Below are 25454 nucleotides of genomic sequence, written 5' to 3'. Positions count from 1 at the left end.
TTTTCGGCCTCTATACCTATCTTCTCTTCGTAATTTTTCCTGAACCACCGACCCTCGTTTTCGGAGGAGATGTATTCCTTGGCGGCGTTTTAATAGATGATTTCGGCTTCACATCTGATCCGCTCGAGCCACCTGGTGTTTTTGTAATTTTTCCTTTGCTTCCAGTAGAAGGCGGAGGCGTACTACTTCCTTTTTTCGTAATACTTCCTGTATCTCCTACGGAAGGTTTCGAATCTACATTATCGCCTCGCTTAATGATAGATCCTTTCCCTTCCTTCGTAATTGGAGGCGGGGTTTTCTTTTCTTCTTTCGTAGGCGGTCTCTCTGGAATAACCGGTTTATGATTTTGTCTGTCATTATATCCGCGATAATCACCGTATGATGATTTTCGTGAACCGAATATATCGTTTAAAATACTTCCCATAATATATCCTTGCAGGAAGGATGGTTGGTAATTTTGACGGACAAATTCTTTATTACTTATTTCAATTAACGTATCAGAAGGTTTCTCTTTATCCTTTTGCAAGTTATAAATCTTATCAGAATAAACGAGGAACATTTGATTTTCGTCTTCTTTAGATGCTTGCTTCGGTTCTCTTTCATTAATGAGTTCCTTTGCGACTTCAGGAACTGACCGATTGGCGGCCCTATACACGTAAGATTCTTGTTTACCTTCTTTTGCGACAGATTCTAGTGGATAACGGTCTTGAATCGACTTTGTCTGTCCGCCTTGACAACCTGATAAGGCATATCCAGCAACAACAAGTAATAGAACGATAGCAAGTATAGGGATTACGAACGATTTAATCATGGTAAACAATCGGTTTGACATGATTACGCCCCCTTACGTTGCTCTTATAATTTGTACATCAGCAGGAATAATTGCTTCTCCCTCATACATCATTGTGCGACCATTTTGCCATTCAATACGTAATAATTTTCGGTTATCTGATTGGAATTCCCATACGTACTGTTCCTCTGAAGCAGAGAATGGTGTTTTCCCCATCACAACAACACGTCCGTTATATTGCTCTTCCATATGGTACTCTGTATCATCCATTTCAATTGTCGTCGGAACTTCATCAATTGAATCTAAACGACCATCGATTGGTGTATATAATTTGTAATACGTATTTTCACGATCTTCAATTTTTAAATAACGAATATCTTTCCCGTCTTGCAGTGTTAAAACAATTTCTTTACGAGAATGCATACTCGTTTTCCCAGTTAATTCGTACATGACTAATGAAACTTCAATCATATCGCCAGGAGCTAACGTTAACAAACTCTTCTCCGGTTTCGACGGTTCTGGGCTCTTCATTATATTTTTAATTCGTTTAAATAAACTCATGATTTACCCCTCCTTCTCTCTTTATAAACAAGCACCTAAAATAAGTGCACCAACGATATGTAATGATCCGGCCAACATCGCATGCGCAACACTGCCTTCTTTCGTACCTTCTTCTAAATCTAAACCGGACATTTTCTTTAACACAAATTCGATAAACATTTCTACCACTAATAAAATAACGAAAGAAACTGCTGATGCAAGTAGCGCTTGCCATAAGTCATTTGCTTTCGTTATGGATTGAGATAAAATGTACCCTTGCGCGAATAATTTCATAACGAAACGCGTTGTTACAGCTGTATTCCCATTCTTTATTTCTTTTAAATCATTGTATTTAGTAAAAATTGAATCAACCCACATAATTGCAAATAAAAGTACTGCACTTGCTCCAGTCCATACAAGCATGGCTAACACATTTGTCCATGTCATTGCAAAACCTCCTCTAAAATGTAATAGAAAACCGACATGAATTCTCTTCAGACATGTCGGTTTCTTTGTCTATTCTATATTATTTCTCATACTGCTTCATAATACGAGCTAATTCATCGTCAACAGCAGAATTTTTGTTTAAGCTTGCGAATTCATCATCTAATGACTTTTCTTTTTTATACACTTCACCACTTGCTTCTGCTTCAGCTTCTAATTGAAGAGCTTTCTCTTCCATACGACTTAAACCAGCTTTTGCTGAATTTGAATCAAATCCAGACATCGCCTGATTAATATTCTTTTGTGCTTTCGCCGCATTTACACGTGCTACAAGTGTTTCACGTTTATTTTTCAGCTCTGTTAATTGCTTACGCATTTCTTCTAGCTTCAGGCGAAGATTATCGGCAGCAGCTTTGTTTTGCTCATAGCTTGCTTTATACTCATTCATCTTTTGCTCTGCGTTTTGTTTTTCTTCAAGAGCACGACGTGCAAGATCAAGATTGCTTGCTTGAACAGCCATATGAGCTTGCTCTTCACGTTTTTTCACAAGTGCTTCTTGCTCTTCAAATAATATTTTGAATTTCTTCTCAAGTGCAATTTGAGCTGCTACACTTTTCTCAGCTTCTTGTACATCCGCTTGCATATCGCGTAAATATTGATCCGTCATCTTAACTGGATCTTCCGCTTTTTCAATTAATGAATATACATTCGACATTGTTAAATCTCGTAATCGTTTAAATACAGACATTCTAATTCCTCCTATGACTTACCTCATATTTCAAATTCACTACTTGGAAAACTGAAAAATCTCCCTTAACAGTAAAGAATATTCATTTTTACAGCCTACGTGTTTATTATAACAAAACTAATATGTCCTTACATGTTATTTCCAAAATACAGCCAATATAATATGACATTCTATATAAAACATTGTATTCCTAATATATTCTCATTAACCCTCTTCAGAATTGACTTATTTTTATGCACTTTCACTAAATTACATTATTGTAATGTTACTGTAAGCTAACTCGATAGTTACGTTGCAATATTTCTTATACACTAATACCAGAAGCAACGAACAAGCTTCTCATCATTTCAGAACTAATACAAAAACTGTATTTACAATAAAACATATAAAAAGGAGAAATCATCATGAAAAAATTAGTAGGCATCGGATTAGCAGCAGCAATTTCATTCGGAGCATTATCAGGTTGTTCTTTATTAGGAGAGAAAGCAAACGGTTTTGTACTGTACGGATCAGAAGAACAAGTTCAACAAATTACAGATAAAAACAAAAAAGAAGTGAAAGAAAAAGACTTCTATAAAATGAAAATGACTACATTAGAGGGTAAAAAAGTTCTTGTTATGGATAAGAAAACTGGTGAAGAACTGGTGAAGAAAGAGTTACTTAGCAAAGTTGATGAAAAAGACGACACGAAACCACTTAATAAATTACCAGCTGTAACAGCAGAACAAGGTGTATTATTTGCTAAAGAAAAAGTAGAAAATGCTACACTTGATGGGGCAAAATTAAAATACGAAGGCAATACAATTATCGGAAGTGGACGTGCATATGCCGACATGTTCGCGATTGTTGATGATGCAACTTACGTAAATGTAAAAGGCGATGAAAAATCTGTTGGGGTATTAAAATTCGATAAAGACCCTAGTAAAGAATTCCCTGGCTACAACGGTGTAGAAGCTTCTCAACTTGTAAAAATTAAAAGGTAAAACAAAAAAGCTTTGCGAAATTCGCAAAGCTTTTTTCTATTTATGAGCAACTTGCTCCATATCCGGACTACAAGTTTGCGACTGACATGATTTATTTAAAGAACATGCTGCGCATTTTCCCTTTTTACTTCTCTTTACAAAATTAACTAACGTGTATGCTGCATAACCAAAAATGATAGCTCCGATTATAATATTGACCATCACTCTAATACATCTCCTTCTAGAATCCGAGTAAGGATCCAACTTGGTATATAATGAACGTTAATACATAAGCAACAACGAGTGGATAAACGACAGAGAAAATTGTCCACTTCGTTGATCCTGTTTCACGTTTAATAACAGCTACTGTCGCTAAACACGGAACATATAATAAAATAAAGAACATAAATGCATATGCTGATAACGCAGTATAATGTGCTCCCATTACATTTCCAAGCACATCTTCTTTCACCGCATAAATAATTGCCATTGTAGAAACGACAACTTCTTTCGCTAAAAATCCTGTTAAAAGAGATGCTGCAGCTTGCCACGTTCCAAAGCCGAGCGGTGCAAATAGTGGTGCAATAAATCCACCAATCATCGCTAAGTAACTATCTCCCATATCAACACCAAATCCTGATGGACCTGCATAGTTTAATAACCAAATGACAACAGAACCACCGAAGATGAATGTACCTGCTTTACGAACAAATCCTTTCCCTTTCTCCCACGTGCTTAGCCATAACGTTTTCGCTTGTGGCACGCGGTAAGGAGGTAGTTCAATGACGAAAATAGACTTTTCCGCTTTTAAAATGGTAAGAGACATAATTTTTGTAACTAATAATGCAAGAACAATACCTGCAACATATAAAGAAAACACAACAGTTGCCTGACTATGAGGGAAGAATACTCCCGCAAATAATGCGTATACAGGTAAACGTGCCGAACAAGACATAAATGGTGTTACAAGAACTGTAAGTAAACGTTCTTTTTCTTGTTCAATCGTTCTCGCTGCCATAATACCTGGAACATTACATCCAAAACCGATAATCATCGGAATGAATGCTTTTCCATTTAAACCGAAGAACTCCATAATTCTATCCATAACAACTGCAATTCGCGCCATATATCCTGAGTCTTCTAATAATGAAATGAAAAAGAATAGTGCAAAGATTTGTGGAACGAATACTAATACCGCACCAACACCGGCAATAATACCTTCTGTAACGAGTGCTTGAATAAAATCAGAAGCTCCAACACTTGTGAGCCCAGCCGTTACCCAATCCGTAAGCTGTCCACCAAAAAATTCATCTAACATATCGGATAAAGGTGTACCAATCCACGTAAACGTAACCTGAAAAATAAAAAACATAACTGCTAAAAAGATTGGAAGTCCTAAAATTTTATGTGTAATTAATCTATCAATTTTTTCCGAAAAAGGAATTTTTCCTTCTTTCTCATGCTTCATAACATTTGTTTTTAACTTTTCAATATACGCTTCACGAGTTTTGTAAATGTGCTCTTCCAACGTACAATCAAGTTTTCCTTCTAAGCGAGATCGAATGGCTACAAGTTCCTTATAAATTGGTAATGCTTTCATTTCTTTTTCTACTACTTCGTTATTGCTTAAAAATTGAAGGGCTAACCATCTTGGATGCTTATAATTCGCTGTCTCTAAAAGAGCTATTACCTCTCCAATTCCTTCATCCATCTGTACACCATATGAAATAATGAATGGCTTTTTCTCGTTTTTGTCATTTTCTTTAAGAGTAGCAAGTAGTTCTTCACAGCCTTTTCCACTTCTTGCAACGACCGGAACGACTGTTACACCTAATAGCTCTGATAATCGTTTTACATCAATTACAATGCCTCGTTGCTTTGCCACATCGACCATATTTAATCCGATTGAAACCGGCTTTCCAAACTCAAGTAATTGCAACGTTAAATGCATATTTCTCTCGAATTGCGAAGAATCCACTATATTTAACATATGATGAAATTCGTCTGTTAGTAGAAAATTTGTAACGACACCTTCATCACGCGAAACTGGATTCAAATCATAAACACCTGGTAAATCAATTAATGTTCCTTGCTTATCTTTTAATTTACCAACCTTCTTTTCTACTGTTACACCGCTCCAGTTTCCTACGTATTCATAAGAACCAGTAAGTGCATTAAATAATGATGTCTTCCCTGTATTCGGATTCCCTAGCAAAGCTACCTTATTCACGCTAATTCCACCTTTATCATTTTCGCGTCACAATGACGAATACTAATTAACTGTCCACGACACTCCAATGTACAAGGACCTTTGAACATCGCTTTCTGCTTCATGCGAAGTTCGCTTCCTTCAGAAAGACCGAAAGCAGCCAATCTTCTCTTCAGTAAATGATCTAAAGACTGAACGCTTTTTACTAACACTTTCTCACCGATTTTAATATCTACTAAGCTCATAACCTTCCCCCTCAGAAGAGAATGATAATTATTTTCAAAAAAATTATAGCACACTCTATTTCTCTTGTACTATACCCTTTTGCTTCATATTTATTAACATTTCGCTACAATTCTATTTCAATCATTGTCATACTGTATTCGTTTGCCATTCTCATCCATTTCGCTTACAATAAACAATAGCAAATAAAGAATCTCGTTATCACTGGGGGAGCCATGCCGCTGAGAGGGAACACTTCGTTCCGACCCTTCGAACCTGTTAGTTAATGCTAACGCAGGGATTGTGCAAACGTCCGAAATACATACCTCTTTTTTATTTACGTATTTCGTATCCTCCTATGATATCTATTCTTTTTTGCACAACTTGGATTTAGGGGGAGACAACATGCGTAACACCAATTTACAAGCGATGATCGAATCTGCAATTCTTGCAGCCTTCGCCTTGGTCATCGACATTTTACCATTATCAATCAAACTTCCAACAGGCGGTTCCATTTCATTCGCTATGATTCCTATTTTTATTATTGCATACCGCTGGGGCTTTAAATCAGCTTTCTTAGGTGGTTTAGTTTGGGGACTATTACAAATTGTCGTAGGAGATGCTTACATTTTAACACCTATTCAAGCTTTCATTGAGTACTTCATTGCCTTTGCTTTTATCGGATTTGCTGGCTTATTCTATCGTCCAATTCAAAAAGCACTTTTAACGTCTAATGAAAATAACTTAGAACAATCAAGTTTAGGTAGCCGTAAAGAAAAACCTTCATCAAAACAAAACGAAGGTAAGAAAGTCCTTGCTTATATTATCCTTGCTACATTTATCGGTAGCTTTGCTCGCTATTTCTGCCACTTTATTGCTGGTATTATTTTCTGGGGACAATATGCACCGAAAGGTCAATCAGCAGTTCTATACTCATTAATCGTAAACGGCAGTACAATGCTCGGTTCTTTTATTTTATGTACCGTTTTACTTATATTTTTATTTCTTACTTCACCTCGCTTATTCAAGAGCATCAATGCTTATCAAATAAATTCAAACAAAAAGAGCGCTTAATAAGCGCTCTTTTTGTTATATCGTAATATCAATTAAAAATACAATAAATGCACAAAAGAAAATAAATACCATTATACTTAGCCACTTGCTATGCACGGTTCATCGACTCCTTACATAACCTCATTTTCTAACCAGATTATATCGCTTAAAAATAAAGATTAGGTAAAGATAATATGAAAATAAATTAAAAAAGCGTAGCATGCATCATCTACGCTTTTTTAGGTAAATAAAAGTAAAATAATACACCATCTTCTGTATTTTCTGCCCCATATTCAGCATCGTGCAGTTCTAAAATATTTTTAGAAATAGCTAGACCAAGCCCAGTTCCACCTTGTGAACGGTGGCGAGCTGCATCCACGCGATAAAAACGGTCCCAAATTTTATCTAATTGCTCTTCTTCAATGTGAGTACCTTTATTTTCAATACACACTTTTATACGATCTTTCTCATCTATTGTAGAAATAATAATATCCTCTTTATTCGGTGTATAACGTATGGCATTCGTAATGAAGTTCACGATTACTTGTTCAATCCGACTTTGATTTGCGACTACTTCAAATGAACATATATTTTTATGCACATGAAGTTCTTTTTTCTCTATGTCCACAGAAAGGTGTTCACATATATCTTCAATTACTGTATCGATATAAAATACATCCTTTTTCATTTTATATGTACCTGACTCAAATTTAGCTAACTCCAGCATATCCAAAATTAAAGTATCCATTTTATCTACTTCTCGTTCCATTGCCTGAAAATAGTATTCTTTTTTATGCTCAGCTACTCCATCTTTTAAAATAGAAATACAGCTTTTCATAATACTCAGCGGTGTTTTTAATTCATGCGAAACACCAGAAATAAATTCTTTCCGCGTATTTTCTAACTTTCTTTCCTTTTCAATATCTTGTTCTAGCTGTCCAATATGCGAATGGAGCTTATTAGATAATACATTAATATTTTTCGATAAATCACCAATTTCATCTTTTGAAGTAATCGGTATTTGTTCTGTGAAATCTAAGTGTGCTATTTTCTTCGTCGTATCATTTATTTTTAATAACGGCTTTGCAATTTGTTTTGAATAATAGAACGAAGCTAGAAAAATAAGAACGACTACAAATGCAATGATGTAAATGTAGTAATCTTGCACCATTTGTACAGCTTCATCTACAGGCTGTAAAGAAGCCATCGCATAAATATATGTGACTGATCCGTCTCTTTCTGTTATTGGTTTCATTAATAATTTATATTTTATATCATTTTTTTCATAGTCCATTGTTTTTATTGAATATTCTATTTGATTACTTTCATTTAGTAATACATCCCTTTGAAACTCTTTTATGCTATCTAAGAATAGACTATTTTTATAAATTGGATTTACAAGACCTTTTACATCAGGAAACTGTACTTTCGTAACACGTCCTCTTATGTAAGTATCTAATTCCTGAGCAGATTCTTCCTGAACAGCTGGTTTCTTTTCTTTAACAAGTTGTTCTTGATCCGCTCTCTTTTTCTCCTCATCTAATTTCATTTTCTCCTGAAACGCTTTTTCTAACGGTTTATTAGATCCATTTAAATTTTGCTTACCTAACGCGAAAGAGAATGGAATAAAACTATCACCTTTTTTCACGCCAGAAAAATAAATTTCTTGTCCTAAAAACGGATCTGATAATTTATTATCAATCTCCTCTATATTGACGAGATTGTATAAAGGAATTTTGAATATTTGTTGTCCAAAGCTCTTTTGTTGCCTACGATCTATCGTTACTTCAAAATAAAAATCATCCGCATGTTTTAAATTCCCATTCTGATCTAACGTTGTAATCCACGTATTATTTTCTCTTAAAAAGTCTTGCTCCAGCTTCTGAATTCCTTCTGCACTTCCTGCATAATTCAAATAATTCTTCTCAAAGGAATTTAAATTCACTTTAATATCTTCTACTTTTCGATTCGCATAATATTGTTTAAAAAATATCGTTTGTCCAATAAATATCGTCGCTAAAATTAACATACATAATGCTGTTGTGAGGGCAAATAATTTTAGTACAATCCCCTTTCTCATACATTCCCCTCAAATTTATAACCTGTTCGTACTACAGTTGTAATGCACTTTGCTTTCTCTCCTAATTTATTTCTTAAATTACGAATATGACTATTAACCGTTCGATCGTCACCAGCAAATTCATATCCCCAAATTCTTGAAATGAGTTGCTCTCGCGTTAAAACAATCCCTTGATTTTTCATGAAATACGCTAATATTTCAAATTCAGTATGTGTTAAATTAATGTCTGTCCTATCTACCGTAACAGTGCGCGATGGGAAGTGGACGTGAATACCGTGAATGGATAATGTATCATCTTCATTCTCTAGAAGTTGCTTCGTTACTTTTCTACTTTCTAACAGCCTTTTCGCTCTTGCTAATAAAATTGGTGGGCTATACGGCTTCGTCACATAGTCATCCGCCCCAAGTTCAAATCCAAGTAACGTATCATCTTCATCTACACGTGCCGTCAGCATAATAATAGGAACCTCAGATGTTTTACGAATTCTTCGGCAAACAGACCATCCATCAAGTTCCGGCAACATAATATCTAAAATAACTAAATCAACCTCTTCTTCCTCAAATACAACTAAAGCTTCTTTCCCATCTCTTGCTTCAAACACTACATATTGCTCGCTCAAAAAATAATCTTTTAATATTTCACGCAAAATATCTTCATCTTCCACAATTAAAATGTTTTTTGACATAACTTATGTATCCCCCTTCCGCTTTCAGAAACTATCACTTCATTTTGAATAACTAGCCGTTAACTTCGCCTCGATAATATATCTATCTGGTGCATCCCCTATATAATCAAATGGATAGCAAGTCGTTAGTGTTAATATCGGTTCTTCTTTTTTTATAATAACAGTACGATCATCCGCATGGGTAATCCATATCTTTTGAATTTCGTATGTGTAAGTTTTATTATCATACTCTAAAACAAGAGTGTCTTTTTCTTTTAACTCCCCTAAATCTGTAAAGACAGTATCCCGGTGTCCACTCAGTACAGTATGTCCCCCTCCAGATGGTGTTGTCGTTACATCACTAACGAACATTCCAACTCCTTTCTTCAACGTTGCATCATCCGCTCCCCAGTATATAGAAAACTTCTTCTTTATTTTCGGTATATTTAACAGTGCAACCTTTTCTCCTTCTTTATGTTCTGTTTGAGAAGAAGGTACTTGGGAAGTTACAGGTGTTTCGTAAGAAAGTTGCTTATGTTGTATATTTTCAAGGCTCTTTAATTCTTCTTTCGTTAATTGTTGAGCAGAGCTTTTTCCTTTATACCATTCCATAGCGTAATATGATCCCGTGAATAGCCCTATGGCCATCAATATGATACCTATATAATTGAGTAACTTCATGTTCATCCCTCCATGCCAAAAATGGTAGGAATAACCTACCATTTTTAATATATGAAATTATTCCATTCTTTATAGGACAATATTTTATTTACGCCTTAACTTTATTGCGACGATTCAAACCAAATAATGTCCCTATCCCTACAAGACATGCGCTTAGTGCCATCATTGCTACATTATTAGATGCTGTGTTTGGTAATTTTTCACCTTGTACAGCTGGCTTCGCTACTTCTTTTTTTACCGCACCATTTTTTTGTTGTACTTGTGCTGCTTCTTTTTTTGCCATATCATTTTTCAACTGTTCTTGTGCTATTCTCTTTTTCTCTTCTTCACTTTTTTGCTGTTCCTTAATCAATGCTTCTTTTTTCGCCTTATCGTTTTTCAACTGCTCTTGCGCTATTCGCTTTTTCTCTTCTTCACTTTTTTGCTGTTCTTTAATCACTGCTTCTTTTTTCGCTTTATCTTGCTGCAGTTGTGCCTGTTCTTCCTTTGTTACTGTTCCAGTATCCGCACTCGCTACTGAAGAATATCCTACTGTTAAAAGTGCCATTGCACAAATTGGTAATAGTCTCTTTTTCATCTTCATTCTCTCCTTATATTTTATTCACATCAACTCGCATCGGATGTATCACTAGAATAAACAAGAGATATAAATATAAGATGCAGATGAAATATATTTCATTTAAAGATTTCATTGTAGAAAAATAAAAAAACATCGCAATATATACGATGTTTTTTCGGGTGTGTGTCTCAATATTTACATGTTACTTTCGCGTGATTTAGAAGTAGAACGGGCCGGAGCGATAACTAATTGTCTCGGCTCAGTTTTCTTTAAGTGATTTTTGACGTTACACTTACGACGTTGAACAACCCACGCTTTAATAGGGTTTGTCAAAATAATCTTTTGCTCTTCGTTAGGGGCCTCTTCTTCAAACCTACAACTTTCGCTCCATTTATTCCATTTCATTGTAAATTTAGAAGAAGAATGATCGTCTTCTCGATCAAACAAGTGCAAAAAATCCATTTCGCCAGCTAGCATTACGGTGTTGCTAGTTGCTAAAAAAGAAAAGGTCGTCCAACGTTTCTCCATGCCCTCCTACTCCTTTTTCACATATAGAGTGCCTAAAACTTAATTTACCTAAAATATGCTTGCCTTTTACCTTACACCTATAGTTTATCCAAAACACTACTATGCAACTATCGATTTGCCTTACAACTACCTTACATTTTTGTAAGAAACAAAAAACCTTCACTCTCTATACGTGAAGGTTTCTCATTTCTTATCTATATGATCTTTCATATGATCCACTCCAGCTTCTTGTAGCTGTGACATCATACCGTGGGAAATTGCGCCTAATACTAAAGTCATTCCAATTAGTGAAATTCGAATCGCTGGTACATCAATTATGTAAGCCAAACTACCAAGAACAATTGTTAAAAGTAATGCTTTTATAAATGTTGCACTTGTATACTCTTTCTTTCTCATCATAATCACCCTTTTTGGAAGCGTTTTCTTTATATGATCAGTATATCATATCATCTGACTATTTTGTGGGGATTTCTGTAAAAAACTTATATCTTCTTTGACTTTTCCCCTTCTTTCCTTTACAGTCGAAATGTTCACAAGTTTTACACTGTAGGAGGACTCCAATGAATCTTGAAATAAAAGATACTTTAATTTCTGAAGAACAATTACAAGAAAAAGTAAAAGAACTAGCACTTCAAATCGAACGTGACTTTGAAGGAGAAGAAATCGTAGTAATCGCTGTATTAAAAGGATCTTTCGTATTCGCTGCCGATTTAATTCGTCACATTAAAAACGATGTAACAATCGACTTTATTTCTGCATCTAGCTACGGAAATCAAACAGAAACAACTGGCAAAGTAAAACTATTAAAAGATATCGATGTAAACATTACTGGAAAAAACGTAATTGTCGTAGAAGATATTATCGATTCTGGTTTAACACTTCACTTCTTAAAAGACCACTTCTTTATGCATAAACCGAAAGCATTGAAATTCTGTACGTTACTTGATAAACCTGAGCGTCGTAAAGTGGACTTAAAAGCTGAATATGTTGGCTTCCAAATTCCAGACGAATTTATCGTTGGCTACGGTATCGACTGCGCAGAAAAATATCGTAACTTACCATTTATCGCTTCAGTTGTAACGGAATAATATAATAGAATAAACTTCTATCAATCATTGATGGAAGTTTATTTTCTATCACGATTCGTAAAAGACAAAGGGAGAGAATAAAATGACAAAAACAAAATTTGAAAAAGTACTCCTCATCGTAAATCCGAAAGCAGGACAAGGTGATCTACATACGAACTTAACGAAAATCGTACCACCTCTTGCGGCAGCTTTTCCTGACTTACATATCCTTCATACGAAAGAGCAAGGCGATGCAACAAAATATTGCCAAGAGTTTGCTAGTAAAGTAGATTTAATTATCGTCTTTGGTGGTGACGGCACTGTATTTGAATGCACAAACGGCTTAGCACCTCTTGAAACTAGACCTACACTTGCAATCATTCCAGGCGGCACTTGCAACGACTTCTCTCGTACACTTGGCGTTCCGCAAAACATCGCAGAAGCAGCAAAGCTTATTACACAAGGACATGTAAAACCAATTGACGTCGCAAAAGCAAATGGCCAACACTTCTTAAATTTCTGGGGCATTGGACTCGTATCTGAAGTATCAAACAATATTGATGCCGAAGAGAAAGCAAAGCTCGGAAAAATTGGTTACTACTTAAGCACTATTCGAACTGTAAAGAATGCTGAAACATTCCCCGTAAAAATTACGTACGATGGACAAATATATGAAGACGAAGCTGTCCTTGTTATGGTTGGAAACGGTGAATATCTTGGCGGGATCCCGTCCTTTATCCCGAACGTAAAATGCGACGACGGAACACTTGATATTTTCGTAGTCAAATCAACAGGCATTCAAGCGTTTAAAGATTATATCGGAAAGAAACTATTTGAAGACTCAAATGAAAATGACATCTTCCACGTAAAAGCGAAATCCATTCATATTGAAACAGAAGAAGAAAAAGAAGTAGATACAGATGGAGAAAGCTCGCTTCATACACCTTGTCATATTGAACTATTACAAGGACACTTTACGATGATTTATAATCCTGCGGTTGTGTAATGAATACTTTATTATACTTTAATAATTACTAAACTTCGCATTTTTGCGAAAAATACAGTATAATTAATAAGTAAAAGGTTGTTAACAAAAAATGTTAACAACCTTTTTATTTTTTCAAAAAAACTTTTCACTTTAGAGGAGCGATCACATGTATTGGAGAAAAAATGATAAGCCTGTAGAAGATCCCGAAGCGATAGCTATATGGGAATGCACGGCAAAAGACTGCCGTGGATGGATGCGTAAAAATTTTTCATTAGAAGAAGAACCAAAATGTCCATTATGCAAAAATGATATGAATAGTAGCGAGCGTTTATTACAAAAGCTCTAACTTCTGCTTTTCTCCACTTTAAATATTAGAATAAAGGATTATCTTTCTCCTTATCTACAAGATGCATTTCCTATATGTGAATAGAAAGAAAATAGATAATAGCGTAAAACATTGAAACAGAAAAGAGATGGTTTTCCCATCTCTTTTCTGTTTCAAATTCCCCTTATCAAACCTTAGTTATGCACACCTCATTTTAGCTAATAAAAAACGAAAAACTTTATCACTATTTTCATTTACTCACAATCCGAACATAAGAATGAACCGTTAAGAAATAATAACTAATATAAATAACGCTATATCCTTTAAAAGATGTATAAAGAAAAATGAAACAAAAAAATACATGCTGTATCAATAACCGCTCCAATCGGTACTTCAAAATGAACGTTTACGCCTAATTCCATCATGCTTACTAATAACTGAAGGAATGATTTTGAAAGTAAACTACCAATTACAATGCCGATTACTAATCGATAGTAAAACCATTAACGTATTTTCATAAAACAGCATTTTGCCTATTTCTTTTTTTCCAATACCTAGTAAAGAGTAAAGACCTATTTCTTTCTTACGCTTTCGTGTAAAAAATCCAAAACCATACAAAATGATTTCAAATTCCCTATAATTAAAATGTTAAATTACATTTCGAACAAAAGGGAGCAGAATTGCCTCTCCTAATTTTCGCATTACATTTTGGACAATATACATATCGCTCTTCTATCTTTTCTCGTTCTATCATATGTAAAGATACTATTCTCATACTACACATAACCCCGATTAAAATAAGACTAACAATGAGTAGCATCACCCTCGCCCCCTTACACTAAACATTACCATAAAACAACAAAACCGATTCTCTCATTGAGAATCGGTTTTATACTTATAATCCTAATTTCGCCTTCGCTCCATCAGGAATTTTATCTGTTGTTACTTGTACTTTATTATGTAAGAACTTACCTCTCGTAAGCACATGCCAGTATGAGCCTTTTGGTAATTCATCTACTTCGTCAATTGTAACTTCTTTTTTCTTACCATTTTCATCATAAGCTTTCACTTTATATTCACGACCTTTATTTCCACCTAACTCTTTTCCATCGTTATCAATTATTGCATAATGGTCCTCTATATCAAGAAATGGATTCATTCTATCAAACCCCGCGCTCCCCTTTAATAAATATGCCGCTCCTGCGACGATAACAAGTAGTGATCCAAAAATAAATCTTTTCATCTATATTCCACCTTTCATTATGTTTTCTTTAAGGTTTTTCTAAGTATAGAGCTTATTTCTTAATAAAAACTCGTTCGATTTCTTAACATTTTCTTAAACTAAAAGTGAAATATTAATTAAAAAGATTGAAATAGACAAAAAATAACTTTTTACACTCCAATTGACAAAATTACACCTTTAGTGTAATTTTACACTATAAGAAAAAGGAGCTGCATTATGGATAAACAAAAATTTATTGAACTCGTTAATTCAAAATTAAAACTCATCCGTGTTGAAAATAATCTATCACAAGATAAAATGTCAGAAATTATTGGTTTATCGAAGAAAACATTAGTAGAAATCGAAAAAGGAAGACGCACGCTAACATGGGCAGGCGCAGTTTGTGTCGTAACACTCTTCGAACAGAGCGATACAGTCCAGATGACATTTGGGGATGATGTGAATGAAATTATAAAAACAATCGCTTTTACACATTACAGTACAAACTTCCCGAAGACGTTAGGCGGAAAAGTGTGGTGGCGACAAATAAAAGAATTAAACGGTTATCAAATACAACAAAATATTTTATCTCAACATTATCGAATTTTAGATAAAGAAGACCGCAGAATATGCCATTCATTCGATTTCGATGAAATTGAACAGCGATTTATGGAAATGGCAAAAACATCTCAATAAAGTAAAACTTTAATCAGTGGGGATTTTACTGCCCTTTAATACGGGATAAAATAAATTTCGGAGTATAATTCAAATGGAAAAACAGACAAATATCACGATTTTAAATACGCTAATCATTAGCACGTTAGTATTCAATTTATTTATTTTCACATCAAGAATGAGCTTTTTACCTTGGTATATTGAAGATGGATGGGGCTATCTAGGATTATTATTTACGTCCTTTATTTTCTTACTTTGCTTCTTTCAATCTTCGAAGCTTCATAAAGACGGAAAGTTAACTACACTACAAAAGTTTATTCCACTTGCTTCTGCCATACTTTCAATCTTTGTTCTTATCACTCCATCAAGTGATTTTATGACTATACTAGCTAATCTAATCAATACAATCATATTAACAATTTATATAACTGTATTTCAAACAACACCTAATGTAAGTAATGAAAAGCTATTACATTAAAAGGGAGAGTTATTCTACAAAATAACTCTCCCTTTTATACTACTCTCAATAAGCGTAAGCCCTCATTCTATTTATTTACTCATCACCGTACTTCTTCTTTGCTTATACAAATAAGCACCACTCGCAACAACAAAAACAATTCCGCCAAAATACACGCCATACTCTATCGCAAGCGCTACAATCCTTTCAATATGTTGTCCAAATAAAGAACCGAGTACAAAGTAAGCAAGTGTCCAAACAAGTCCTGTCGTATAGGAATACAAAGCATACGTCTTAAATGACATGTTATTCATTCCAACTAAATACGGTACGATATGTCTGACGACTGGTATGAAGTAGCTTGTGACTAACGCATAATGGCCATACTTCTCTACCATTTTTTGAGATTTCAAAAGATATTTCGCCTTTTTCTTTTTCATTAGCTTATCAAGTACTTTTATACCAAATATTTTTCCTACTATATAACCTAACGACAGCCCAGATACAACGCCTAAATAGGTTAATAAAAATGCTGGAATGACACTTAATATCCCTAATGAAGAGACAAACCCACCACTCATTACGATCATTTCGTCTGGAATTGGCATACCGATAATACCTAACCATAAACAGAAAAATAGTGCCCAATAGCCATACTGTTCAATATAAGATAATAATTCATGTAATTCCATTAGGCATAAGCTCTTCTTAACTCTTTTTTACAGCTAAAGATGTACGCTGGCGGGAAATTGAGCCACACTTTTTCGAGCGTAATTTCAGGGAAGAAATGTTGTATAAATCCTTTTTTCACAAGTGAATATTGAAATGTAATAAATTCACCTGTCTCATGTATCGCCTCCATTACATTGTTTAAAATACGCTTTGAAACTTCTTCTGGTAAAGATGTAAAAGGCAATCCCGATAAGACGTAATCAATGCATTCTATCTGTAATTCTTCCATATACTTCTTTATATTTTCAGCTGAACCATGTACCACAATGACGTTCTGCTCATTTTTAAACTTTCTCTTTAACTCTTTGCAAAACACTTCATTAATTTCAATAAGAAGAAATATCGTTTCCTTCTTCTTTCTCTTCATAATTTCTCTCGTGAAAACCCCTGTACCAGGCCCTAGCTCTACGATACATTTCGCTCTATTAAAATCAATGACATCTACCATTTTCTTTGCTAATATTTTTGAACTTGGCGCAATTGCACCAGTATGTTTCGGATGTTTTATAAATTCATGTAAGAATGTTATGAGTTGCATGTAACCCTCTCCCCATTCGTTCGATAGTTTTTAACTTGTTTCTAAGTATAACTATCGTTTCTTAACAAAAATTGAGGAGATTTCTTAAGATTTTATGAAGAATGAAACATTTCTTATTCCATATATAAATACCTCTTTTATATTCATTAATTTGGTATAGTAGATATAAAAAGAACTTTTATGGAAGGTACCATCACTACGTTTATTTTCATGCACTATCTGCGGAAATTAATTTGTAAATCAACTTTCATCATTATCCAATATATGTAATTATTTTCATGTAAGCAAACAAAGGCAAATAATAAGAAATATAGATTTGAGTCTGAATATGTGGTATTCCAAAACTATTTAAAAGGAGAAGATAATGAATAATTCCATCGACCTACAGCACTTATGTGACCTTGTACATAGAACATTCCATGTTCCTGTTCAATTTCTATCTACTGATAAAAAAATTGTATATGAATCTACTTCTCATACAATTGGTAGTCCATTTTATTCTTCTAAAGAAGAACATCTTAATGAAATTTATCAAGAAAACGTACCTTGCAATTTTCCAATTTTCAAAGGAAATAAGTATCTTGAAAATTTCATTAGCATCCATATAACAAATCATGAACATATAAAAGGTACAATTATAATCGGCCCGACTACCTATCCAAAAGTATCAGATGAAATGGCGATTAAACTGATGAAGTATTTCAACTGTAATAATAAAATGCAACAAGGAGTAGATTACTATCAATTTCTACCCGAGATTAAAAAAAGCACGTTAATTGATATAAGTATTTGGTTACATTACGTCATTTTTAATGAAAAATTAGATAGAGATATTGTCTGGAAAGAGAATAAATTACTCGAAGATGTTTCTTATAAAATCGTAAATCCTGATTTATACATTTCAAAACGTCGCCGGCATGATTCGCAAAATTATGACATATCATTGGAACGCAAATTTTTTTCAGCCATTAAAGAAGGCAATACAGAAAAGGTCATACAATATGCGTATTCATTCCCCCAAGAAGATGCGACAATTTGGTCTAAAGGAGATCAGCTTAGAAACCAAAAAAATAATGGCATTATCGCCATTACGCTAGCTATTCGATATGCGATAGACGGTAATCTTCCATCGCATATTGCTTTTTCACTCGGTACTTTATATATACAAACGATTGAGAAACTAGATAACATGTATTCCGTAAATAGGTTAATTGAAGATGCATTATGTACTTTTGCAGAACGTGTAAAAGAATATCATAATCAAGCATATTCTAATTCCATTACTACGTGCCTCAATTATATTAACAAGCATATTTACGATGAAATATCTTTGAATGATCTTGCTAACCTTTTACATATTTCCCCTACTTATTTATCAAAACTATTTAAAAAAGAAGTGGGAATTCCTTTAATTGAATACATCCAGAGAGAACGAGTAGAAGAAGCTAAAAAATTATTAACATTAACGACTTATCCATTATCAGATATTTGTGCCTGGCTTAATTTTAATGATCAAAGTTATTTCACAAGAGTCTTCAAAAAAATTGCGGGTATGACGCCTAGACAATATCGTGAAAATCATACCGTTATATAAAAATGCTTACTTAATATAGAAGGTGAGATAGTTGTTATACTAGCTCACCTTCATCACATCGATTTATTCCCCTTAATAAAGTTTGAATCCCATTCAAAAAAGTACAAGAATGACAAATAATTACTATAAATAAGTGAATGAATTTGATAATTTTTTAGTACGAAGCCAATCCTGCTCCCAATCATCCATACTTACTTCGTTCTATCACACAAGGTACTTCCATAGTAATTAGCCTTCCCATATAGAAAATATATTGTTAGGAGAATAGAAAGCATGAGTAGTACAAATATATCAAAATCGACTGATATGAAAGAATCGCAAATAGTATCACCCTATGATGATAGAGACAAAATTGAAGATACTTTATTACGCTCTTACATTTCAGAAAAAGAAATATTGATCACTTATTATAAAGATGGTTATTTCCCTACAAGTTATATGACTGTAATGGAATTAAATCCTTTGAAGCGTTCTTTACTTTGCATAGATGCCTTTAACCGAAAGCATACTTTTAGTTTCATCGACATAATCGATGCGCGTTAATTATCTCTTCATTATAATTAGAACGTAAAAAAAGCCATTCACCTCATAAAAAATTAGGTAAATGGCTTTCTTATTTTCTCGCAGCTTCACTTATTATTTCGCACTCACAATCTTATAATAAGAACGAACTGTTAGGAAGTAATATCCGATATAAATGACACCATATACTCCAATACTAATTAGGAGCGGGATCATAATTTCAAATGGTAATATATTTGACAAACCTTTTAGTGCAAATAAACTGTGTAAAATACCGATAATTAACGGAATAGCAAAGATAAAGCTCACTTGTTTTGCTATAGCTCTCTTCATCTCTTGCTTCGTTACACCAATTTTATGAAGAACAACGTAACGATCACGGTCAGCACTTGCTTCTGTAAGCTGTTTAAAGTAAATGATTGAGCCTGTCGCTAATAGGAAAACTAATCCTAAGAATAGCCCAATGAACATCATTAAACCTGTCGTTTCAATTCCCATTTGGAATCCTGTATAGAAATCGTTAAATGGTTTTAAAACTTCCGATTCGCCTGCTGGCATAACGTTTGCTAATTTCGCTGTTAACTCTTTACTATTTCGCTCACCTTTTACATCAATATTTTTTACAGCGCGTGTTTCATATACTTGTTTCGCCTGCTCATATGTTTGATCTGGAACGATTACAAATAGTTCATTTAAGTTTGTAAGACTTCTACTATTTACACCTTTAATGTTTAGCTCTTTCGATTCATTCCCAACAGGAAATACAGCTTTATTTCCTGTATAAAGAGGACCAAAATCAAGTTTTTCAATATAGAGGCTATCGTATACAAAGGCTTCATTCGCACTTAAATTTACAGGCTCTACATCTAATCGTTTCGCAATTGTATTAAAGCTTGATTGAGAAATAAGCTGGTACTGCTTCGTAACATTATAATGTGTGTTCAGCACTTGATCTGCTCTTTCACCTTTAAATGTTCCCTTCACAGGAATCATTTCAACTTCTGATTCATATGTCACTGGATGATTGCTCTTCTCTCCAGCAAGTATTTCTTTTACTTTTTTATCTAGTGCTTCATCTTTTTTCTCGTAAGAATAACTATACGGAGCAGCAACTTTTGATTGCGTAAATGTGTTGTAATACATCGTAACTGACGTACCAACCGCTGTTAATGTCACTGCACTTAAAATAGCAATTGTTGCTAGTGATTTCGAGTTTCCTTTAATGCGATATAGTAGTTGCGATGTCGTTACCATATTCATACCGTTATAAAATGCTGACTTATTATTTCTTGCTCGCTTCAATACAAATACTGTGAAGAACATAAACAATAAATAAGTTCCTGCTACTGTCGCTAGTAAAATGTATAATGCAACGACCATAAAGTCTGCATACATAACTGCTTTCATGTACATTAACGCTAAGAAATAACCTGAACCGATTAAGAAAACTGAAATTAACGCCATCACTACGGATCCTTTTGGCATTGCTTCTCCTTCGCGTTCCGCTCGGAAAAGTTCAATTAGCTTAAAGCGATAAATTAAACGATATCCTTGAAGTGATGTATACAAAATAATCACAAAGAAAATAAGTGCTGTATCAATAACTGCGGCCATCGGTATTTCAAAATGAACGTTTAAGTTTATTCCCATCATACTTATTAGTAGTTCAAGGAATAGTTTTGAAAGAACGCTACCGATCGCAATTCCGATAATTAAAGACATTAATCCCATTAACATATTTTCATAAAACAGCATTTTACCAATTTGTCTTTTACGAATGCCTAATAAGGAATATAGCCCAACTTCTTTTTTACGCTTCCTTGTAAAGAAACCGTTCGAATATATAATGAACACCGCTACGAAAATAATTAGCATAACACTTGAAACTTGGAACGCTCCGCTAATTTTTTTAGAAGCTTCCGCAGCTTTTTCCATTTGTGAATTATACTGCAACGCCTTAAATGTAAAATAAATGACGATGCTAAAGATCATAGATGCAAAATATACAAAGTAGTCTTTAAAATTCCGCTGTATGTTGCGGAGGGCAATGCTAGATAAGGTCATCAGCCATACCTCCGGAAATGGAAGACATTACGTCAACGACTTGTTGGAAGAACTGTTTACGCGTTAATTCCCCGCGGTGCAATTCTTTATATAACTCACCATCTTTAATGAAAATAACTCGTTTACAGTAACTCGCCGCAAACGCATCATGTGTTACCATTAAAATTGTAGAGTTATCATATTCATTTAACGACTTCATACTTTCAAGTAAATCTGTCGCTGATTTAGAATCAAGCGCTCCTGTCGGCTCGTCCCCGAAAATCATACTAGGATTCGTAACGATCGCACGCGATGCTGCGCAGCGCTGCTTCTGTCCGCCTGACACTTGATATGGGAACTGACTTAAAATGTGATCAATACCGAATTTCTTTGAAATTTCAAGAACGCGGCGATCAATCTCACTCGCTTTCACCTTTGATAACGCAAGAGGTAACGCAATGTTCTCTTTTACCGTTAACGTATCTAATAAATTATAATCTTGGAAAATGAACCCTAAATGATCGCGGCGGAATAACGCTAACTTATCATCGTTCATCTTCACGATATCTTTTCCATCAATTAAAATTTCACCGTTCGTCGCATTATCAATTGTAGAAAGAACGTTTAGTAAAGTCGTCTTACCCGAACCAGAAGGTCCCATAATTCCAACGAACTCACCTTCTTTTACTTGTAAGTTGATACCTTTTAACGCTGCAAATTTATTACCACCCGTGTCATACACTTTTTCAATATTTTTTGCTTCTAACACTGTTTTCATCTCGACATCCCTCATTTCTTCTATTCTCTATTTTCAACTATATACACTCTCTACTCTTGCCACTATCGATGTTTCTTACACAAACATGACAGTTATGTAAGACGCATAAGTAAAGATATAAAAATTTAACCTACTGAACAAAAGTACTTTGTTACTATAGCATTGGGATATCATACCATCCATTCATTCTCCTTACAGGAACATTACAATTTTGTAAGGTTAAAAATGTACCCTACAAAGTTGTGCATGAAATGTCGGATGGACTTCGTTTGTTCCTGCTATTCTATTTAACAAGGAGGTCATCGTATGGATTCACTTAAAAACATGAATGCGGCAATGCAATATATTGAAAATAACTTAACAGATGAAATTGATTTTAAAGAAGTCGCAAAAATAGCTTACTGCTCTGAATACCATTTCAAAAGAATGTTTTCTTTCCTAGCTGGCGTATCACTATCAGAATATATTCGTTGTAGGCGTCTTACTCTTGCTGCTTTTGAACTAAAAGATAGCAATGCAAAAGTCATTGATGTCGCTATCAAATATGGATACAACTCACCCGATTCCTTTACACGTGCCTTTCAAAACTTGCACGGTATAACGCCTTCAGAAGCTCGAAGTACAATTCGTTCTTTGAAAGCTTATTCACCAATGACCTTCCAGTTATCGATTCAAGGAGGAAATGAAATGAATTATCGAATTAAAGAAAAAGAACCATTTCGAATTATTGGTATTACGAAACGAGTACCGATTGTGTTTAATGGTGTAAATGAAGAAATTGCTTCTATGTGGAAGAGTTTAAATCCAGAGTCCATTCAAACGTTAAAGTCCCTTTCAAACATGGAACCGAATGGAATTATTAGTGCTTCTACTAACTTTTCTGAAGGAAGGATGGAGGAAAAGGGAGAACTTGATCACTACATTGGAGTAGCCACAACGAAAAATTGTCCAGCGCAATTCGCGCAACTTGAAGTCACAGCTTCAACGTGGGCTATCTTTGAAGCTGTCGGTCCATTTCCTGAAACATTACAAAATGTATGGGGACGCATTTATTCCGAATGGTTTCCTTCTTCCAACTATGAATTAGCGGTAGGACCGGAAATATTGTGGAATGAACAGAAAGATGTATCTTCTCCAAACTTTAAAAGTGAAATTTTGATACCGATTTTGAAGAAATAAGAAATAAAGCTGCTCTTCCTTAGAAGGAAAAGCAGCTTTTATTTACATTTTTAGTTCTTTTTTATAAGCAACATAAGAATATCCCATCGTTAGTCCTACTGCACCGATAATAATCCCAATTATTAAGAAAGCTTTCCATACTACTGGGGCAAAAATACTTAACATCATAATAATTCCTAATACAACAAACACCTTTCCACTAAAACGGTGTGTCTTCCTCCACACTTCCTCGTTACTTAATGTCCACGGTGTTTTTATACCTACAAAGTAGTTTGGTTTACATTGTGGTAAATAGTTGCCGATGACTATAAATAAAAGACCAACAAGAATATGCGGTGTACTATTCATGGGAATGTCATAACCTAATCCAGCACCAATTCCAATGATACTTACTAAAAATAATAGGACTAATACGCTATAATTCATTACATTATATCCTTTAGAAAATTTCTTATAATTCCCATGCTTCGGATCTATCTTAGGCAATAAAGTCAATAACACATATATAAAAACCATAACTGCAACATCCAAAATCATCATGCCCATTTTTGACATATGTCCATCTACCTCACCAGCAAGATTCCAATGACTCGGAACCTCCTCCGGTAAATGCGGCCACGCGGCACACCATGCAATAATCGTTAAAGCAATTAATAATAACGGAAATATATGCTTCCTCATTTCCCCTCTTCCCCCTTATTCGTAAATGTAAACACCCAAGTCAATAAATCTTGAAATACAGTTGTATTTAAAGAGTACATAACGAATTGCCCTTTTTTTTCATCTTGAATAAGTTCAGCATTTTTAAGTGCGTTTAAGTGGTGTGAAATACTTGGCTTCGTCATATTGAAATGTTCAGCAATCTCACCAGCAGTTAAATCATCTTCTTTCAATAAGTCCAAAATTTTTCGCCTTGTTGGATCTGCTAATGCTTTGAATGCTTGATTCAATGTCTTTCTTCCTTTCACTAATTAGACATTTAGATATTTATCTAAATATTAAATCACTTCCAATTAATTGTCAATTATACATAAGCCCTTTTTACTTTTCACACTTTTGACCTATACTGTTTATTAGCCTACATTTCAACATAATGAAAAGACTTGAAACACATGATACACTATAGCTACAATTGTTTTTTTAGGAGGAGTATACATATGTATAAAATTTTAATCGTTGAAGACGATCCAAATATTTCATCATTACTACAATCTCACATTCAAAAATATGGCTATGAAGCTGTTGTTGCAGAGAATTTCGATGATATTATGGAATCGTTTAATGCAGTGAAACCACATCTTGTTTTACTTGATGTAAACTTACCGAAATTCGATGGATTCTACTGGTGCCGTCAAATTCGTCATGAATCTACTTGTCCAATTATTTTCATTTCAGCGCGTGCTGGCGAGATGGAACAAATTATGGCGATTGAAAGCGGTGCGGATGATTATATTACAAAACCGTTCCACTATGACGTTGTAATGGCGAAAATTAAAGGTCAATTACGCCGTATTTACGGTGATTATGCGCCAAATATTTCTGAACGTATCGTTGAAGTAGAAGGTTTAAAACTATTCCCAGAACGCCCAGAAATCCATTTCGGTGCTGAGCAAGTTCTTTTAACGAAGAAAGAGGCAATTTTAGCAGAAATGTTATTATCTAAATTCCCTCGTACAGCGAGCCGTGAAGATTTATTAGCTGCCCTATGGGATGACGAAAGCTTCGTTGAGGAAAATACATTAAACGTAAACATTACGCGTCTTCGTAAAAAGTTCAATGAGCTTGGTATTGAAAATGCTATTGAAACAGTACGTGGACTTGGGTATCGTTTTAACGCAACTTGGAGTGAATAA

At 34.4% G+C, this 25454-nt stretch carries 32 protein-coding genes, 1 pseudogene and 1 riboswitch; of the genes and pseudogenes, 11 read left to right on the top strand and 22 right to left on the bottom strand.

Features of this window, described 5'->3' with window-relative positions:
- Positions 1-16: 16 nt before the first annotated feature.
- The 4 genes from RBB48_RS19210 to RBB48_RS19195 form a co-directional block, all read right to left on the bottom strand.
- Complete coding sequence (locus RBB48_RS19210; RefSeq protein ID WP_000071201.1) at positions 17-832, bottom strand: DUF4247 domain-containing protein; 816 nt, start codon at positions 830-832, stop codon at positions 17-19.
- A gap of 12 nt (positions 833-844) precedes the next feature.
- Positions 845-1351 (bottom strand): DUF4178 domain-containing protein, encoded by a 507-nt coding sequence (locus RBB48_RS19205; protein ID WP_088064651.1) that lies wholly within the window; start codon positions 1349-1351, stop codon positions 845-847.
- 21 nt (positions 1352-1372) lie between these two features.
- On the bottom strand, positions 1373-1777 hold the full coding sequence (locus tag RBB48_RS19200; protein WP_000220323.1) for a DUF350 domain-containing protein: 405 nt from the start codon (positions 1775-1777) through the stop codon (positions 1373-1375).
- Between the two features lie 79 nt (positions 1778-1856).
- On the bottom strand, positions 1857-2522 hold the full coding sequence (locus RBB48_RS19195) for a PspA/IM30 family protein (protein WP_000110287.1): 666 nt from the start codon (positions 2520-2522) through the stop codon (positions 1857-1859).
- Positions 2523-2926: 404 nt separating this feature from the next.
- Here RBB48_RS19195 and RBB48_RS19190 point away from each other — a divergent pair, with 404 nt between their 5' ends.
- A complete protein-coding gene (locus RBB48_RS19190) occupies positions 2927-3505 on the top strand; it encodes a lipoprotein BA_5634 family protein (protein ID WP_088064652.1) in 579 nt (192 codons plus the stop codon).
- Positions 3506-3541: 36 nt separating this feature from the next.
- On the opposite strand, the gene RBB48_RS19185 is transcribed toward RBB48_RS19190, so the two are convergent.
- Genes RBB48_RS19185 through RBB48_RS19175 form a run of 3 tightly spaced genes read right to left on the bottom strand, consistent with a single transcriptional unit; the run spans position 3542 to position 5938 of the window.
- The gene (locus tag RBB48_RS19185) at positions 3542-3709 is read right to left on the bottom strand and encodes a FeoB-associated Cys-rich membrane protein (protein WP_000989599.1); all 168 of its coding nucleotides are present in this window, start codon (positions 3707-3709) and stop codon (positions 3542-3544) included.
- A 16-nt stretch (positions 3710-3725) separates the two neighbouring features.
- Positions 3726-5714 carry a ferrous iron transport protein B gene (feoB, locus tag RBB48_RS19180; RefSeq protein ID WP_088064653.1) on the bottom strand — a complete coding sequence of 663 codons (1989 nt, stop codon included), beginning with the start codon at positions 5712-5714 and terminating at the stop codon, positions 3726-3728.
- On the bottom strand, positions 5711-5938 hold the full coding sequence (locus RBB48_RS19175; RefSeq protein WP_000060518.1) for a FeoA family protein: 228 nt from the start codon (positions 5936-5938) through the stop codon (positions 5711-5713). Before RBB48_RS19175 ends, feoB begins: the two co-directional genes overlap by 4 nt.
- 194 nt (positions 5939-6132) lie before the next feature.
- A riboswitch (TPP riboswitch) is annotated at positions 6133-6234 on the top strand.
- 86 nt (positions 6235-6320) lie between these two features.
- Between RBB48_RS19175 and thiT the strand changes: the two genes are divergently transcribed.
- Complete coding sequence (gene thiT / locus RBB48_RS19170) at positions 6321-6989, top strand: energy-coupled thiamine transporter ThiT (protein WP_088064654.1); 669 nt, start codon at positions 6321-6323, stop codon at positions 6987-6989.
- 208 nt (positions 6990-7197) lie between these two features.
- On the opposite strand, the gene RBB48_RS19165 is transcribed toward thiT, so the two are convergent.
- The 6 genes from RBB48_RS19165 to RBB48_RS19140 all read right to left on the bottom strand — a co-directional run bounded on the left by RBB48_RS19165 (position 7198) and on the right by RBB48_RS19140 (position 11880).
- Positions 7198-9048 carry a sensor histidine kinase gene (locus RBB48_RS19165; RefSeq protein ID WP_088064655.1) on the bottom strand — a complete coding sequence of 617 codons (1851 nt, stop codon included), beginning with the start codon at positions 9046-9048 and terminating at the stop codon, positions 7198-7200.
- Positions 9045-9734 carry a response regulator transcription factor gene (locus RBB48_RS19160; protein WP_060486642.1) on the bottom strand — a complete coding sequence of 230 codons (690 nt, stop codon included), beginning with the start codon at positions 9732-9734 and terminating at the stop codon, positions 9045-9047. Before RBB48_RS19160 ends, RBB48_RS19165 begins: the two co-directional genes overlap by 4 nt.
- A 39-nt stretch (positions 9735-9773) precedes the next feature.
- Positions 9774-10394 (bottom strand): class D sortase, encoded by a 621-nt coding sequence (locus RBB48_RS19155; RefSeq protein WP_088064656.1) that lies wholly within the window; start codon positions 10392-10394, stop codon positions 9774-9776.
- Between the two features lie 88 nt (positions 10395-10482).
- Positions 10483-10971 carry an LPXTG cell wall anchor domain-containing protein gene (locus tag RBB48_RS19150; RefSeq protein ID WP_088064657.1) on the bottom strand — a complete coding sequence of 163 codons (489 nt, stop codon included), beginning with the start codon at positions 10969-10971 and terminating at the stop codon, positions 10483-10485.
- A 177-nt stretch (positions 10972-11148) separates the two neighbouring features.
- Entirely contained in the window at positions 11149-11481 is a 333-nt protein-coding gene (locus tag RBB48_RS19145) for a hypothetical protein (protein ID WP_046199459.1), read from the bottom strand.
- A gap of 183 nt (positions 11482-11664) precedes the next feature.
- Complete coding sequence (locus RBB48_RS19140; RefSeq protein WP_048541082.1) at positions 11665-11880, bottom strand: hypothetical protein; 216 nt, start codon at positions 11878-11880, stop codon at positions 11665-11667.
- 161 nt (positions 11881-12041) lie between these two features.
- Here RBB48_RS19140 and hpt point away from each other — a divergent pair, with 161 nt between their 5' ends.
- The 3 genes from hpt (at position 12042) to RBB48_RS19125 (ending at position 13882) form a co-directional block, all read left to right on the top strand.
- A complete protein-coding gene (gene hpt / locus RBB48_RS19135; RefSeq protein WP_001047287.1) occupies positions 12042-12569 on the top strand; it encodes a hypoxanthine phosphoribosyltransferase in 528 nt (175 codons plus the stop codon).
- Between the two features lie 82 nt (positions 12570-12651).
- The gene (locus tag RBB48_RS19130) at positions 12652-13554 is read left to right on the top strand and encodes a diacylglycerol/lipid kinase family protein (RefSeq protein ID WP_088064658.1); all 903 of its coding nucleotides are present in this window, start codon (positions 12652-12654) and stop codon (positions 13552-13554) included.
- 148 nt (positions 13555-13702) lie between these two features.
- A complete protein-coding gene (locus RBB48_RS19125) occupies positions 13703-13882 on the top strand; it encodes a cold-inducible protein YdjO-related protein (protein WP_000289924.1) in 180 nt (59 codons plus the stop codon).
- A gap of 283 nt (positions 13883-14165) precedes the next feature.
- Here RBB48_RS19125 and RBB48_RS19120 read toward each other — a convergent pair.
- The 3 genes and pseudogenes from RBB48_RS19120 to RBB48_RS19110 form a co-directional block, all read right to left on the bottom strand.
- A pseudogene (locus RBB48_RS19120) lies at positions 14166-14482 on the bottom strand (FtsX-like permease family protein); the annotation flags it as partial.
- Between the two features lie 19 nt (positions 14483-14501).
- The gene (locus RBB48_RS19115; protein WP_088064659.1) at positions 14502-14681 is read right to left on the bottom strand and encodes a hypothetical protein; all 180 of its coding nucleotides are present in this window, start codon (positions 14679-14681) and stop codon (positions 14502-14504) included.
- Positions 14682-14756: 75 nt separating this feature from the next.
- Positions 14757-15104, bottom strand: a complete 348-nt coding sequence (locus RBB48_RS19110) for a YxeA family protein (RefSeq protein WP_088064660.1) — start codon at positions 15102-15104, stop codon at positions 14757-14759.
- 216 nt (positions 15105-15320) lie between these two features.
- Between RBB48_RS19110 and RBB48_RS19105 the strand changes: the two genes are divergently transcribed.
- Both RBB48_RS19105 and RBB48_RS19100 read left to right on the top strand, forming a co-directional pair.
- Positions 15321-15779 carry a helix-turn-helix transcriptional regulator gene (locus RBB48_RS19105; RefSeq protein ID WP_088064661.1) on the top strand — a complete coding sequence of 153 codons (459 nt, stop codon included), beginning with the start codon at positions 15321-15323 and terminating at the stop codon, positions 15777-15779.
- A 73-nt stretch (positions 15780-15852) separates the two neighbouring features.
- A complete protein-coding gene (locus RBB48_RS19100; protein ID WP_087984913.1) occupies positions 15853-16236 on the top strand; it encodes a hypothetical protein in 384 nt (127 codons plus the stop codon).
- A 71-nt stretch (positions 16237-16307) separates the two neighbouring features.
- Here the strand turns inward: RBB48_RS19100 and RBB48_RS19095 are convergent, their stop codons facing one another.
- Both RBB48_RS19095 and RBB48_RS19090 read right to left on the bottom strand, forming a co-directional pair.
- Positions 16308-16907 (bottom strand): DedA family protein, encoded by a 600-nt coding sequence (locus RBB48_RS19095; RefSeq protein ID WP_088064662.1) that lies wholly within the window; start codon positions 16905-16907, stop codon positions 16308-16310.
- Complete coding sequence (locus RBB48_RS19090; protein WP_088064663.1) at positions 16907-17485, bottom strand: class I SAM-dependent methyltransferase; 579 nt, start codon at positions 17483-17485, stop codon at positions 16907-16909. Before RBB48_RS19090 ends, RBB48_RS19095 begins: the two co-directional genes overlap by 1 nt.
- Positions 17486-17849: 364 nt before the next feature.
- Here RBB48_RS19090 and RBB48_RS19085 point away from each other — a divergent pair, with 364 nt between their 5' ends.
- Positions 17850-19079: a helix-turn-helix domain-containing protein gene (locus RBB48_RS19085; RefSeq protein WP_088064664.1), complete on the top strand. Its 1230-nt coding sequence runs from the start codon at positions 17850-17852 to the stop codon at positions 19077-19079.
- A 273-nt stretch (positions 19080-19352) separates the two neighbouring features.
- Positions 19353-19622 (top strand): YolD-like family protein, encoded by a 270-nt coding sequence (locus RBB48_RS19080; protein WP_088064665.1) that lies wholly within the window; start codon positions 19353-19355, stop codon positions 19620-19622.
- 93 nt (positions 19623-19715) lie between these two features.
- Here the strand turns inward: RBB48_RS19080 and RBB48_RS19075 are convergent, their stop codons facing one another.
- Positions 19716-21665: an ABC transporter permease gene (locus RBB48_RS19075; protein WP_088064666.1), complete on the bottom strand. Its 1950-nt coding sequence runs from the start codon at positions 21663-21665 to the stop codon at positions 19716-19718.
- Positions 21652-22422 (bottom strand): ABC transporter ATP-binding protein, encoded by a 771-nt coding sequence (locus RBB48_RS19070; protein ID WP_000859654.1) that lies wholly within the window; start codon positions 22420-22422, stop codon positions 21652-21654. Before RBB48_RS19070 ends, RBB48_RS19075 begins: the two co-directional genes overlap by 14 nt.
- Before the next feature lie 306 nt (positions 22423-22728).
- Here RBB48_RS19070 and RBB48_RS19065 point away from each other — a divergent pair, with 306 nt between their 5' ends.
- Entirely contained in the window at positions 22729-23601 is an 873-nt protein-coding gene (locus RBB48_RS19065) for an AraC family transcriptional regulator (protein WP_306007978.1), read from the top strand.
- 42 nt (positions 23602-23643) lie between these two features.
- On the opposite strand, the gene RBB48_RS19060 is transcribed toward RBB48_RS19065, so the two are convergent.
- Positions 23644-24282: an SdpI family protein gene (locus tag RBB48_RS19060; protein WP_088064668.1), complete on the bottom strand. Its 639-nt coding sequence runs from the start codon at positions 24280-24282 to the stop codon at positions 23644-23646.
- Complete coding sequence (locus RBB48_RS19055; RefSeq protein WP_088064669.1) at positions 24279-24551, bottom strand: autorepressor SdpR family transcription factor; 273 nt, start codon at positions 24549-24551, stop codon at positions 24279-24281. Before RBB48_RS19055 ends, RBB48_RS19060 begins: the two co-directional genes overlap by 4 nt.
- Before the next feature lie 207 nt (positions 24552-24758).
- On the opposite strand from RBB48_RS19055, the gene RBB48_RS19050 reads away from it, so the two are divergent.
- Positions 24759-25454, top strand: a complete 696-nt coding sequence (locus RBB48_RS19050; protein WP_000276736.1) for a response regulator transcription factor — start codon at positions 24759-24761, stop codon at positions 25452-25454.

Origin of the sequence: Bacillus sp. MMSF_3353 (assembly GCF_030733445.1) — a bacterium.
Lineage (GTDB): Bacteria > Bacillota > Bacilli > Bacillales > Bacillaceae_G > Bacillus_A > Bacillus_A wiedmannii.
This window is presented reverse-complemented; position numbering and strand designations above follow the sequence as displayed.